Below are 12,638 nucleotides of genomic sequence, written 5' to 3'. Positions count from 1 at the left end.
GCGATGAATGCGTCGAAAATGGTGCCTTCGCCCCTACCTCCGGAAAGGAGGCGGCAAGTGCCTGATCCCCAAGCAATGATCCGCACCGTGGAGTCGCTGGCTGAAAGCTATGCGCGTTCACGAACCGAGCGGCTTCGTCCTGTTTCCATGGCCCATGCGTTGCGTACGTTTCGCGCTGCGCTGCCGGATTGCGACTGGCCGGATGGCCGGCTGATCAACCTTCTGGCGGCGAAGGTCGTCGACAGGGGGCATGCCGTCGAGTTCGATGTCTTGCGCGCAGCGCCACCTCCCGATCCGAGCTGATTTGAGCTTTTCTCATGGGTGAAAACAGCCGACTGACCCCGGCTGTTTGTCATGCTATGAGCGTTCGCGATGAACAAGCTCACTGTGCCGGCGAAATATCGACGCCAACTGATTCATGCGTCCCGGATGACGGCGGCGGCCCTCGGCGCGTATGCGCTGGTGCATCTTCTGGGCATGTCGGGAGGCTTGTGGGCGATGATCACGGCCATCGTCGTCACCCAGAGCAGCGTCGGCGGATCGCTCAAATTCGCGCTCGATCAGGCGATCGGGTCGATGGTCGGGGCGATCTATGCGACGGCGGTGGTGATGCTCATCAGCCCGGTCGGCCATGTCGAAAGCGTGATCGCCTTTGTCGTTGCGCTGGCGCCGCTCGCCTTTCTGTCGGCGCTTTATCCCGGCTATCGCGCTGCCCCCACCACCGGCATGATCATGTTGCTGGCCGGCGCGGGGCTGGGGCTGGGGCCGGTCGATCTTGCAACCGGGCGTGTGATGGAAGTCGCGCTGGGCTGTCTCGTCGGCGTGGTGATTTCCGTGCTGATCGTTCCCGCCCACGCGTCGCGCTCGGTCGTCGAGGCGACGGCCAAGGTGGCCGATCTGATGGCGTTGCAGTTGCGTGCCATCGCGGCGCGGCCCGACAGCCCGCAGCGCGACCTTGGCGCGATTGCGCGACGGGTTCGCGAAACCATGCTGCAGCTGGAGCGTCTGGTCGTCGAGGCCGCGCGCGAGCGGCGTGCTTTGCTGACCAGCATTCCCGATGTCGAGCCTCTGCTGCGGACCACCAGCCGCCTGCGTCTCGACGTCAACATGCTGCGCCGTGCCGCGCGCGAGGCGGAAGACGATCTGGTCGATGACCAGCTCCTGAAGGCGTTTCACCGCGCCATGCTGATCGCGGCGCAGCGGCTGGAGCGCATCGGCGCGACGGCTTCCGGCGCGGAGGAGCCGCAGTCCGGCAATGAACTTCAGGATGCGGTGCGGCAATACCGTCATGCGCTGGAGGCAATGCGCGAAAGCGGCGCGACGCGGCCGCTGTCGACCTCGGCACTGACGCGCCTGTTCGGGATCAATTTCGCGCTGGATCAGTTTCGGCGCAATCTGGCCGATCTGGAAGCGCGCTATGAGGAAGTCACCCAGAACAAGCCGTCGCGCGCCCGATTCTAACCCCAACATACCCAGTGCCGGAACGAGTCTGCCACATCTTCATTCTTCCCTTACGGGGCAGAAAGGCAGGCCGATATGACGAAATATTCCGTCGGTGACCATGTCAGCTGGAATTCGGAGGCCGGGCGCGTCAGCGGGACGATCATCAAAATCCATCACGCGGACTTCGACTATAAGGAGCATTGCCACCGCGCCTCGCGCGATGACCCGCAATATGAAATCAAGAGCGACAAGACCGACCACATCGCCGCCCACAAGGAGGGCGCACTGACGAAGCTCGACTGATGGCGCAGTTCATGACCATCGGTCACTCCAGCCGCAGCCTGTCGGAATTTCTGGATATGCTGCGCGAGGCGGGAGTGCGGCTTCTGGTCGACGTGCGGTCCTTTCCGCGCTCGCGCGCCAATCCGGTTTTCAACATCGACACGCTGCCCGACGCCCTCGCGCAGATCCAGATCGCCTATCGCCATTGCCCGCAATTGGGCGGCCGACGCAACAAGCAGCCCGATGTCGAGGAAAGCGTCAATGCGTTCTGGCGCGTGCAGGCGTTCCACAATTATGCCGATTATGCGCTGGGCACTGATTTTGCCGCCGCTTTTGCGGAGCTGCTGGATCTTGGCCGCGCCACGCCGCTGGCGCTGATGTGTTCGGAGGCGGTGTGGTGGCGCTGCCATCGCCGCATCATCACCGACTATCTGCTTCTGAACGGTCATGCCGTCGATCATTTGATGGGGCCGGGGCAGGTCGAACATGCGACGCCGACGCCTGGCGCAGTCAAAAGGGCGGACGGAAAGATCATCTATCCTGCCGTCTGAATTCGCGTCGAAGAAGCCCGCGACACGTTTTAGCGCATCGCGAATTTCTGTTGGGGACAGGTTAGCGGGAACGTCACCGTCACCTTGGTGCCGTCGGAAGCATCCACCGCCAGAGTGCCGCCCACCTGCATGGCAAAGCCGGCGATCAGCTTCGTGCCCATGCCTTGCTTGACCTCTTCGGGCGCAAAACCGGCGCCGTCGTCGTGGATGACGAGTTGTCCCTGCTCGCCGTCACGTTTCAGGCTGATGATCAGGCGGCCCTTGCGCCCCTTAAAGGCATATTTGAACGCATTGGTGACGACCTCGCTGACCAGCAGGCCGAAGGCCACGCCCCGTTCCCGTTCGACGCTGAGCGGCGCGAGGTCGAATTCGACTTCGACGTCCTCGGGAAAACCCTTGGCAATGTCGCTCACCAGCCGGCGGACATAGGGCACGAGGTCGATGCGATCGAACTGGTCGGAGCCGTAGATCTGCTCGTGAACGGCCACCATCGACTCGATCCGCCGCGAAATGTCGGCCTTGAGATCTGCGGGGATTGGCTGGAGGCGGATCAGGGACGCGACCGCCTGCAGATTGTTCTTGACCCGGTGGTGGATTTCCCTGAGCAGGAAGCTGTTGCGCTCTACGGCAATTTCCAATTGCCCGCGCCGGTCCGCATCCTTGTGCAGCAGCGATGCGATCCACAGCGTTCCTATCGCCATGGCGAGCGCGGTCGGCAGGCCGACAGTCAAGCCCCCGATCAGATTGGCCCTAAATCCGGCCAGCGCCTCGTGGCGCTCCACGCCGACGGTGGCAATGATCGGCCAGCCGTCGATCTTCTGATAGCCGACAATGCGCGGGATGCCGTCGGCGACCGAGGCTTTGGCGTGATAGACACCGCTCGATGACGAAGGCAGAAACCTCGTGAACAACGGGGAAGTGCTGAAATCGACTGCATGGGTCAGTTGGGGATGGCGCGCGACCATCAACCCGTCTGTTCTAATCACGGTCACGGTGGACAGCGGTCCAAGGCCGAACTTGCTCCAGAACTCGTCCATGGCCGCTGTCGGGATGGCGATACTTGCAGCGCCGTGAAACTGCTGGTTTCTGGAAATGCGCCGGGCGACGACAAACACCTTTTCACCACTCAACCGTTCATCCAGTTGAGGTGAGATCATCACCGTTTCGCCCGCCTTCAGCTTGCGGAAGTAGTCGCGGTCGGAAACGTCGATTCCGATGGCCTCGGGCACGCTCGACAGCCGCAGGCGGCCAGCTTCATCATAGACGGAATATTGAAATCCTTCCGGCAGATCGCCGACGGCGCTTCTGATGTCCCAGATGGTGGTCCAGGTACTGCGGATCGGCTCGGGTCCGAGGGCGGAATCGATCCGGCGCAGCGCCTGATCGCTGGCTTCCATCATCCATTCAAGATGGGCCGCGACAATCTGTGCCGACGACTCGGCTTTGGCTTCTCCGGTTCTCAGCGCAGATGAATAGCTTTGCCAGATCATGAAGCAAGCAAGAAGCACGAAGGCAAAAAGGAGAAATGCTCCGTAGCCAATCGCGGCATGTGGCGTGCTGATGCGATCAGCAAGACTTTGTACTAACCGGCGTCCCTGGATCTGCAAGGGGCCCTCGACACTTTGCAATATTGACTGCTGGACAGCATAACTGATTGTGCTCACAGCGGTAGCGGTTTCCCTTGCGTCTCATGATTTCGCAGTGGATCGGGCAACCGCCGGGGTGCGATGGTTCGCGGAACTCTAAGTGCGTGGCCTGCGACGCTCGCGACGGCCCCCTGTTTCCCCGGCGCTGGCACCGCTGTCTTTGGCCTGCTTGTTGCGCAGCGGCCCGATCCGCGCGACGATGTCATCGACTGTTGGCCGGTCGGCCCGCACATGGCTGTCGAGCGCAGCGCGCATGGCGGCAAGGTGCTCGCCCGAGGTGCCGCAACAGCCACCGATGATGCGCGCCCCACCGTCCATTGCCAGCCGGACATAATCCGCCATCAGTTCCGGCGTTCCGGAATATCTGATCTGGGTGCCGTGAAATTGCGGAATGCCGCAATTGCCCTTCACGATCAGCGTTGCGCTGGAATTGGCCGCGCTCATGTCGAGCAGCGAGGCAAGGATGTCGGAAGCGCCGACGCCGCAATTTGCGCCGATGCCGGCGGGAAGCGCATCGAGCCCTTCCGCAACACCATGAATATCTCCCGGCGCCAGCCCCATCATCGTGCGTCCCGCCGTGTCGAACGAGGCGGTGAACGTGTAGGGCAGCCCGACCCTTGTCGCCGCCTCGGCTGCAGCGCGGATTTCCTGCGGGGCCGACATCGTTTCGATCCACGCCACATCCGCCCCGCCAGCTTTCAGCCCCTCGATCTGTTCGGCAAAGGCGTCGACGGCTTCATCGTAAGTCATCGCGCCAAGGGGTTCGAGCAGTTCGCCGGTCGGGCCGACCGAGCCTGCCACGATCACCTTGCGATTGGCAGCATCGGCGGCGCTGCGGGCGATCTGCGCAGCACGCTTGTTCAGTTCGTGAACCCGGTCCTGCGCGTGATGCAGCTTGAGCCGGTGACGGGTGCCGCCGAATGAATTCGTCAGGATGATGTCTGCGCCGGCCTCGATAAAATCATCGTGAAGTTTGCGAATCCGGTCGGGATGGGTTTCGTTCCACAATTCGGGCGCTTCGCCCGATTCCAGCCCCATCGCAAACAGGGTGGTTCCAGTCGCGCCATCGGCGAGCAGATATTGTTTTTCCGCGAGAAGAGCTTCGAGTGGGTTGGGCATCGCTGGAGACTTTTCACTGGTCACAATAGTCATTGTCTAAAGTCGTACTTGTGGTGCCGCAGTTCCAAAAACGACGCCGATGACGCTTCGTTTTGCGGTTTTGGATCAATTTCAGACAGGAAACATCGTCATTGCCGGCAAGCTGCTGAAATGATGCACGATCTCGTCGGAGAGCAAAAAAAAATCTGCTCACCTTATCCGTTTTTATGGGTTGACAATGCCTGGCGCCTGATTCGTAGCCATGTCATGATTTTGTCAATAATTTCGGGCACTTAATCGGTGGAACCAATCCGGCTTTCGGGTGTTACAAGCCCGCAAGAACATGGAGTTTGGCAGTGAAGAAACTATCGGTCGCAGCTTTTGCCGAAAAGGCAATTGCGAGCCGGGGCGCGAAACTGGTTTCGGTTCCGGAACTGGTGTCGGAAATCAGGGCCGCTGTTCCACAATGTGAGCATACCGACGACGAATTGGCCCATCTGGTCTCGGTGATCGCGGTCAGTCAGGGGCGCAATCTGTCGTTCGTCCGTCCGGTCGGATATGATTTCGTCGGCTAACGCGAAGATGAACCGAAAGATCACGGCGCGACGGCACGCGGTCCTCCGCGTGCCGCAAAGTCTTGAAATCAAATCAAGATCTTACTTTGCCGTGGCAGTGTGCCACGCGCCCCCCATGCCCTCGCCAGTCATGTCTCCGGCCTTCTTGTCGCCCTCATATGTGTAGAGCGGCTTGCCGTCATGAGCCCACATCTTGGTGCCGTCGGTCCTTGTGACGACCGTCCACGCGCCTTCGGCCTTGGCATCTTCAGCGGCTTTCAGCGGCGGCCATTTGACGGCGCAGTCGCCATCGCAATTCGATTTCCCAGCCGCATCCTTGTCATAAGTGTAAAGGGTCAAGCCATTGGAATCAGTGTAGACTTTGCCGTCTTCGCTGACCTTGACGCCTCCCGGTTCTGCAGCATAAGCGGCCGTCCCGGCCAGAAGCAGGGCGGCGAATGCACTTGCGAGAATTTTCATGGGACTGCTCCTCCTTCGGAGCGTGGCCGAGGGTTTCAGCTCGACCGCTTCCATAACGCGGCGATGACCTCCGTGTTCCATTTCTAAGGTTCTTGTCGGGAAGCCGGAAGCCGCGTTACACTCCCGTCATGGCAAGGCACCATATTCATGAACGCATGACCGCGATGAAGCCGTCGCCGCGAACCCGGCACACGGAACTCTTGCGTCTGTGCGCGCGGATCGGATATTCGCCACCGTCACGCTCCTGATCTCGTCCCGGCACAATTGCCGGACTGGTTTATCTGGAGACCGTAACATCATGACCTATCAGAATTTTTCGCTCAAGCAGCTTCAGACAATGGACGCTGCGCACCACCTGCATCCCTTCACCGATCACAAGGATCTGCGCGAAGCGGGAACCCGTATCATCACCCGTGCCGATGGCCCGTTCATCTATGACTCGGAAGGCCACGAACTGCTCGACGGCATGGCTGGCCTGTGGTGTGTCAATGTCGGCTATGGCCGCAAGGAACTGGCCGAAGCTGCCTACAGGCAGATGCAGGAACTGCCTTATTACAACTCGTTTTTCCGCTGCACGACGGCAACGCCGGTGCTTCTGGCGCAGAAACTGGCGCAGATTGCCCCTGAGGGGATCAGCCAGGTTTTCTATGGCTCGTCGGGCTCTGAATCCAACGACACCGCGCTTCGCCTTGTCCGCCACTATTGGGCGCTTGAAGGCAAGCCTCAGAAAAACATCATCATTTCGCGCCACAATGCCTATCATGGCTCGACCGTCGCCGGCACTTCGCTGGGCGGGATGTCGGCGATGCATGACCAGTTGGGTGGCGCTGTTCCGAATATCGTCCACGTCATGATGCCTTATGCATTCGAACTGGCGATGCCCGGCGAAAGCGATCACGAATTCGGCATTCGCGCGGCCAAGGCGGTCGAGGATGCGATTCTTGAGGCTGGTCCTGACAATGTCGCCGCCTTTATTGGCGAGCCGATCATGGGCGCTGGCGGCGTCAAGATTCCGCCGGAAAGCTACTGGCCGGAAGTCCAGCGCATCTGCCGCCAATACGATGTGCTTCTGATGCTGGATGAAGTGATCACCGGTTATGGTCGCACCGGCGCGTGGTTCGCGTCACAATCGATGGGAATTCAACCGGATACGATCACCACGGCCAAGGCGCTGACGTCCGGCTACCAGCCGCTTTCGGCATTGCTGGTCGGTGACCGGATCGCCGCGCGGCTGGTTGAAAGCGGTGGTGAATTCTATCACGGCTACACCTATTCCGGTCATCCGGTCGCCTGCGCCGTCGCGCTCGCCAATCTTGAGATCATCGAGCGGGAAGGGCTGATCGAGCGTGTCCGCGACGACACCGGTCCCTATTTCCGCCAAGTTCTGACCGAGCGTCTCGCCGGCCACGGCATTGTCGGTCAGGTTCGTACATTCGGCCTGATGGGCGCCATCGAGATCGTCAAGGATCGTCAGACCCGCGAACGTTTTCCCGGCGATGGCGCGGCTGCCGTTGTGGTGCGTGACCATGCGATTGCCGGCGGCATGATGATGCGCGCGACGGGCGACACGATGATCCTTTCGCCGCCGCTGATCTGGACCCGCGAAACCATCGACATGGCGGCCGACCGCATCTTGCGCGCGCTCGATCTCGCGGAAGCCGATTTGCGCAAGTAATTGGCGTAAATAGCAGATTGCCGCTTCCCGTGCCGCATGTGCGGGAGGTGGCGACAGGGCCAGCCTCAGAAGGTCTGATGAGCCGATCGCCAATGCAGGGGGCTTGACAGCGGGACGCGCAGACAGCAAAACCGCGTTCTCCTGGCGGGAGGAACGCGGTGATTGCCATAGATACGCATGGCGTTTCGCATACTCGGTACACGGCGAAACTGACAGCTCCGGTACGCAGTACCTGATCCGGAGCGCGAGGTGGTTGCGACGACCGCCTCGCTCACCGTTCTAGCGCCACATCGTTACCACGTGGTTATCGAGAGCTTAATCAAATCTAAATTGCGCGTTTTTCGCATTATTTGCGTAAAATTTCTGCGGCCCCGGAAACTCACGCCTCGCCGCGCAAGAAGCGGATGATGCCGGAGAAATCGGTGCCGCCATGTCCGGCTGCCTCGAACAGCGAATAGAGCTGTGCGGCTTGCGCGCCAAGCGGTGTCGGTGCGCCGGCGCTCTGTGCGGCCTCCTGCGCCAGCTTCAGGTCTTTCAGCATCAAGGCGGCGGCAAAGCCGGGTTTGTAGTCGCGGTTTGCCGGTGAGGTCGGCACCGGGCCGGGGACCGGGCAATAGGTGGTCAGCGACCAGCATTGGCCCGATGACGTCGAGGCGACGTCGAACAGCGCCTGATGCGAAAGGCCAAGCTTTTCGGCCAGCACGAAGGCTTCGCCGACACCGATCATCGAGATGCCGAGGATCATGTTGTTGCAGATCTTGGCTGCCTGGCCTGCACCCGCATCGCCGCAATGGACGATCTTGCCGCCCATCGCCTGAAGGATCGGTTCGGCCTTCGCGAAAGCCTCTGGCGATCCACCTGCCATGAAGGTCAGCGTGCCTGCCTCCGCGCCGCCGACACCGCCGGAAACCGGCGCGTCGACGGACATCATCCCGGCATCGCGGGCGAGCGTGTGCGCCTTGCGCGCGGATTCAACGTCGATGGTCGAGGAATCGATGAACAGCGCGTTGCCCGGTGCGGCGGTGATGATGTCGCCATAGACCGCAAGCACATGCTTGCCGGCTGGCAGCATGGTGATGACAATGTCAGCATTGCGGACCGCATCGGTGGCGCTCTGCGCCACCTGAAGACCGTTCGCCTCGGCAGTGGTCAGGTTTGACGCAACGAGGTCGAAGCCGTGGACCTTATGTCCCGCCTTGACCAGATTGGCCGCCATCGGGTTGCCCATGTTGCCGAGGCCGATGAATGCGATTGTGCTCATGGCGAATTATCTCCCGATCAGATGGCGTGCGACGATGACGCGCATGATCTCGTTGGTGCCTTCGAGAATCTGGTGCACGCGCAGGTCGCGGACGATTTTTTCAATGCCGTATTCGTGCAGATAGCCGTAGCCGCCATGGATCTGCAGCGCCTGATTGGCGATGTCGAAGCAGGTGTCGGTGACGAAGCGCTTGGCCATCGCCGACCATTTGCCGGTGTCGGCGGCCTTGCGGTCGAGCTTGGCGGCGGCGGCATAAAGGAACAGGCGCGAGGCCTGCAACTCGGTTTCCATGTCGGCGAGCTTGAACTGCAATGACTGGAACTGGTCGATGGTCTTGCCGAATGCGCTGCGCTCGCCGGCATAGGCCAGCGCCTTGTCGAGCGCGCTTTGTGCGCCACCGAGCGAACAGGCGGCGATGTTGAGGCGGCCACCGTCAAGCCCCGCCATGGCAATGCGGAACCCCGCACCCTCGCCAGACAAGAGGTCGGCCGCTGGCACGCGGCAGTTTTCGAAGATCACCTGACGGGTCGGCTGCATGTGCCAGCCCATCTTGTTTTCGGCAGGGCCGAAGGACAGGCCCGGCGTGTCCTTGTGGATGACGAAGGTCGAGATGCCCTTGGGGCCGTCCTCACCGGTGCGCGCCATGACGAGGTAGATGTCGGATTCGCCCGCACCCGAGATGAACTGCTTGGTGCCATTGAGAACGTAGTGGTCGCCATCTTTCGTGGCGCGGGTGCGCAATGCGGCGGCGTCGGAGCCTGCGCCCGGCTCGGTCAGGCAATAGCTCGCCAGCCATTCCAGCGCGGTCATTTTCGGCAGGAAGCGTTCGCGCTGCTCCTGCGAGCCGAACTGGTCGATCATCCATGCCGCCATGTTGTGGATGGAGATCATCGAGGAAAAGCCGGCGCAGGCGGTGGAGAGCGCTTCGAAGATCAGCACCGCATCCATGCGGCCAAGGCCGGAGCCGCCGACATCCTCGCGTACATAGATGCCACCGAAGCCGAGAGCGCCGGTTTCGCGGATCACATCGGAGGGGAAGTGGCGCTCACGATCCCATTCCAGGGCGTTGGGGGCGACGCGGTCGGCGGCAAAGCCCTGCGTCATCTCCTGGATGGCGCGCTGGTCTTCGGTAAGCTCGAACTGGCTGGTGGTCGCGCCGGCTGCAGCGTCCATGACATCCTCCCTGGCACATTTTAGACGTTGAACTTCAATTTATCTCATCGCGAGGGCGACGCAATGTTCTGTCGCTGCACAGGCGTTGTGCATGGATACGCGCGCAAATGTTGCCGCGCGTGACGGATCAGTCACCAAGCTTTGGCCAATAGGTGCCGAAACACCACACATTGCCTTCAGGATCGGCGCAGATGAACTCGCGGCTGCCATAGTCGCGGTCGGTCAAGCCTTCGACGATGGTGGCGCCGGCCTTGCGCGCCCGCTCGAACAGCGCGTCCGCGTCATCGATGGCGATGTAGATCGACTTGCCGCCCTGGTTGCCCGGCTCGCCGACAAGCTTCCCGTATTCATCCGGACGGCTTTGCGCCATTGGTCCTCCTGTTGCGTCAAACGATACCAGAAAGTCCCTCCATTTTTTCCGGGTAAGTCCAAAATGGTCATGGATGCTTTATCAGGGGGGGGCTGGTGGGTCAGTGGCGGTCGGAGAGCGCCACACGTACTTCGAGGAAAGCTTGCCTGCGCTCGTTGCGTATAACAGATAATGCGCGCGCGAGTGCTGCGGGCAGATCGTCTCCATGTTCGACGCGTTCTACATGTGCGCGGCTGGCGGCTGCGATCATGCCATAGTCTGGAGCGGGCTCGAGCGAGACCAGCGGCATCGCATTGGCCTTGGCGGCAGCTCCGTCCGGGTAGCTGTTGAGTACCGAGCGCCGGACGGCGTTCCACACACCGTTGTTCTTGACAATGGTCAGAATCGGCAACTCCAAGGCTTCCGCAATTTGGTGGCAGGCAGTGGGGTTGGCGAACATGTAGGAGCCGTCGCCGATGCAAGCGATAACGAGACGTTCGCGGTCGGCGAGTTGCGCGCCAAGTGCTGCGGGTAAACCCCAGCCCAGTCCGCCGGAATGAGGGTTAATGAAGACGCGGTTGGGGGAGCGCAGCCGCATCGCGCTGGGCACCACGCCGAGCTCGCCGAAGACCACGGCGTCGTCATCCATGATGTCGGAGATACACGGGCTGAGCCATTCCGCACTCATCGGGCTGGCACGCCCCTGAAGGGCGAGTTCGTCGGCTGTCGCGAGCCGTGCCTTGCAAAGTTGCTCGGCTCTTGCGCCCCGCTCGGGGACGTCCGGACTGGGCTCGCCCATGGCGCGCGCGAGCGCGCTGATGCCGGCCGCCGGGTCGCTGGTGATGGCAAGGTCAGCCTGATAGCCGCGTATCGGCATGCGCTGAAAGGTCGGATCGGTTCCGAGATGGATCACCCTGGTCGTATCTGCAGGGCGATGAAGCGCCTCGATCCAAGGCACACCGCTGTCCACGACGAGGACGACATCTGCTTCCTTCAGGGCGGCTGCGGCGTCGTAGCCGAGGAACATCGGGTCGTCCGATGCCATCAGGTTACGAATCGGAAAGGGTTCGGCGACAGCAATGGCATGGGTGTTTGCGAGTGCTGTCAACGCTGCGGCCAACCGGCCCTCGGTGTCGCCGCGCTGGCAGAGGATCAGCGGCCGTTTCGCTTCCGCAAGCCAAGCCGCGGCTAGCTTGATCGCCTCTGGATCGGGGTAGGGAACAGAGGCAGGGGACTGGTGGGCGGTGGGTCGCGCGGCCTGCACCGCGACTTTTTCCATGAGCGGCTCGCGGGGCAAACTGACGTAAACCGGCCCGCGCGGTTCGCTCATGGCAAGGCTGGTCGCCCTCATCGCCAGCATGTCGCCCTGCTCGGGGTAGCGCATCTCGTAATTGAACTTGGCCACGTTGCTGACCAGCGAACTCTGTTCGTACATTTCTTGGCCGTACTGGATCGGGGTCATCCGGGAGCCGAGCCGGCCACTTTCGGTGATCGGTGTGCGTCCAGACATCATCAATACGGGAATGTTGTCGCTTGCGGCATTGATGATGCCCATGGCCGAATTGGCAAGGCCCACATTGACGTGGACCATAACCGCCTGGAGGCTGCCACTGACGAGATAATAGCCATGCGCCATTGCTACGCCGGCGGTTTCGTGCGGCACCGTCACCGGCTGAGGGACGCTGTCAGCGTCGAGCGCGACGAACGCTTCGATGATGGGCGGGAAGTCGGTACCGGCATTGGCAAAAATGTAATCGATGCCTGCGCGCTTTAGGCCCAGTAGTAGTGTTTCAGCCCCGGTCTGTCAATGACCGTGGAAACGGGACCCCGCCTTTTCGTGTAAAAGGGACCCCGGTTAGAGCTTGTGAAGGGCACGCCGGTTAGCGCCCGATCAGGCGAAGCTGGTCGGGGTTGCACAGCCTGATCGGGCGCGGCTGATTGGCTTTTCGGCTTTAGCTTTGAGAGCGGCTTTTGAAGCGCCAGGATTCGTTTCCGGTCTCGACGATTTCGCAGTGGTGCGTGAGCCTGTCCAGCAGTGCGGTCGTCATCTTGGCGTCGCCGAAGACGCTCGGCCATTCTGCGAAAGCGAGATTGGTGGTGATGATGACGCTGGTGCGCTCGTAAAG

At 61.4% G+C, this 12,638-nt stretch carries 12 protein-coding genes and 2 pseudogenes; 6 read left to right on the top strand and 8 right to left on the bottom strand.

Annotated features, from left to right (window positions below; translation table 11 throughout):
• Positions 1–57: 57 nt before the first annotated feature.
• From BMZ42_RS01710 to BMZ42_RS01695, 4 genes are all read left to right on the top strand, one after another.
• Positions 58–303: a hypothetical protein gene (locus BMZ42_RS01710; protein WP_139207823.1), complete on the top strand. Its 246-nt coding sequence runs from the start codon at positions 58–60 to the stop codon at positions 301–303.
• A gap of 69 nt (positions 304–372) precedes the next feature.
• Positions 373–1,461 (top strand): FUSC family protein, encoded by a 1,089-nt coding sequence (locus BMZ42_RS01705; RefSeq protein WP_091517860.1) that lies wholly within the window; start codon positions 373–375, stop codon positions 1,459–1,461.
• Between the two features lie 75 nt (positions 1,462–1,536).
• Complete coding sequence (locus tag BMZ42_RS01700) at positions 1,537–1,746, top strand: hypervirulence associated TUDOR domain-containing protein (RefSeq protein ID WP_091517858.1); 210 nt, start codon at positions 1,537–1,539, stop codon at positions 1,744–1,746.
• The gene (locus tag BMZ42_RS01695; RefSeq protein ID WP_091517855.1) at positions 1,746–2,276 is read left to right on the top strand and encodes a DUF488 domain-containing protein; all 531 of its coding nucleotides are present in this window, start codon (positions 1,746–1,748) and stop codon (positions 2,274–2,276) included. The genes BMZ42_RS01700 and BMZ42_RS01695 overlap by 1 nt, the downstream gene beginning before the upstream one ends.
• Positions 2,277–2,305: 29 nt before the next feature.
• Here the strand turns inward: BMZ42_RS01695 and BMZ42_RS01690 are convergent, their stop codons facing one another.
• The gene (locus tag BMZ42_RS01690) at positions 2,306–3,940 is read right to left on the bottom strand and encodes a sensor histidine kinase (RefSeq protein ID WP_139207822.1); all 1,635 of its coding nucleotides are present in this window, start codon (positions 3,938–3,940) and stop codon (positions 2,306–2,308) included.
• Positions 3,941–4,018: 78 nt separating this feature from the next.
• The gene (gene bmt / locus BMZ42_RS01685) at positions 4,019–5,041 is read right to left on the bottom strand and encodes a betaine--homocysteine S-methyltransferase (protein WP_091517852.1); all 1,023 of its coding nucleotides are present in this window, start codon (positions 5,039–5,041) and stop codon (positions 4,019–4,021) included.
• A gap of 335 nt (positions 5,042–5,376) precedes the next feature.
• Between bmt and BMZ42_RS01680 the strand changes: the two genes are divergently transcribed.
• Positions 5,377–5,595 carry a hypothetical protein gene (locus BMZ42_RS01680; protein WP_139207821.1) on the top strand — a complete coding sequence of 73 codons (219 nt, stop codon included), beginning with the start codon at positions 5,377–5,379 and terminating at the stop codon, positions 5,593–5,595.
• Between the two features lie 81 nt (positions 5,596–5,676).
• Here BMZ42_RS01680 and BMZ42_RS01675 read toward each other — a convergent pair whose 3' ends face one another.
• Entirely contained in the window at positions 5,677–6,054 is a 378-nt protein-coding gene (locus BMZ42_RS01675) for a COG4315 family predicted lipoprotein (protein WP_091517849.1), read from the bottom strand.
• Positions 6,055–6,352: 298 nt separating this feature from the next.
• On the opposite strand from BMZ42_RS01675, the gene BMZ42_RS01670 reads away from it, so the two are divergent.
• Positions 6,353–7,729, top strand: a complete 1,377-nt coding sequence (locus BMZ42_RS01670) for an aspartate aminotransferase family protein (protein ID WP_091517847.1) — start codon at positions 6,353–6,355, stop codon at positions 7,727–7,729.
• A 379-nt stretch (positions 7,730–8,108) separates the two neighbouring features.
• Here BMZ42_RS01670 and mmsB read toward each other — a convergent pair whose 3' ends face one another.
• The 5 genes and pseudogenes from mmsB to BMZ42_RS01645 form a co-directional block, all read right to left on the bottom strand.
• A complete protein-coding gene (gene mmsB, locus BMZ42_RS01665) occupies positions 8,109–8,990 on the bottom strand; it encodes a 3-hydroxyisobutyrate dehydrogenase (RefSeq protein WP_091517846.1) in 882 nt (293 codons plus the stop codon).
• Between the two features lie 6 nt (positions 8,991–8,996).
• Complete coding sequence (locus BMZ42_RS01660) at positions 8,997–10,163, bottom strand: isobutyryl-CoA dehydrogenase (protein ID WP_091517844.1); 1,167 nt, start codon at positions 10,161–10,163, stop codon at positions 8,997–8,999.
• A gap of 127 nt (positions 10,164–10,290) precedes the next feature.
• Positions 10,291–10,521 (bottom strand): annotated as a pseudogene (locus BMZ42_RS01655) (VOC family protein); the annotation flags it as partial.
• A 112-nt stretch (positions 10,522–10,633) separates the two neighbouring features.
• Positions 10,634–12,301, bottom strand: a pseudogene (locus BMZ42_RS01650) (thiamine pyrophosphate-requiring protein); the annotation flags it as partial.
• A 163-nt stretch (positions 12,302–12,464) separates the two neighbouring features.
• Positions 12,465–12,638: ATP-binding protein (locus BMZ42_RS01645; RefSeq protein WP_175556594.1), on the bottom strand; the 174-nt coding region annotated here is incomplete at its 5' end.

This window comes from Aquamicrobium aerolatum DSM 21857 (assembly GCF_900113935.1).
In the GTDB taxonomy this organism is placed as follows: domain Bacteria; phylum Pseudomonadota; class Alphaproteobacteria; order Rhizobiales; family Rhizobiaceae; genus Aerobium; species Aerobium aerolatum.
The sequence above is the reverse complement of the archived record's forward strand: the minus strand, read 5'-3'. Positions and strand labels throughout refer to the sequence as shown.

Excerpts from the sequence above, each read along its gene's own strand:
- BMZ42_RS01695 (WP_091517855.1), top strand. The coding sequence starts at position 1,746 with ATGGCGCAGTTCATGACCATCGGTCACTCCAGCCGCAGCCTGTCGGAA.
- BMZ42_RS01705 (WP_091517860.1), top strand. The coding sequence starts at position 373 with ATGAACAAGCTCACTGTGCCGGCGAAATATCGACGCCAACTGATTCAT.
- bmt (WP_091517852.1), bottom strand. The coding sequence starts at position 5,041 with ATGCCCAACCCACTCGAAGCTCTTCTCGCGGAAAAACAATATCTGCTC.
- mmsB (WP_091517846.1), bottom strand. The coding sequence starts at position 8,990 with ATGAGCACAATCGCATTCATCGGCCTCGGCAACATGGGCAACCCGATG.
- BMZ42_RS01660 (WP_091517844.1), bottom strand. The coding sequence starts at position 10,163 with ATGGACGCTGCAGCCGGCGCGACCACCAGCCAGTTCGAGCTTACCGAA.
- BMZ42_RS01670 (WP_091517847.1), top strand. The coding sequence starts at position 6,353 with ATGACCTATCAGAATTTTTCGCTCAAGCAGCTTCAGACAATGGACGCT.
- BMZ42_RS01675 (WP_091517849.1), bottom strand. The coding sequence starts at position 6,054 with ATGAAAATTCTCGCAAGTGCATTCGCCGCCCTGCTTCTGGCCGGGACG.
- BMZ42_RS01700 (WP_091517858.1), top strand. The coding sequence starts at position 1,537 with ATGACGAAATATTCCGTCGGTGACCATGTCAGCTGGAATTCGGAGGCC.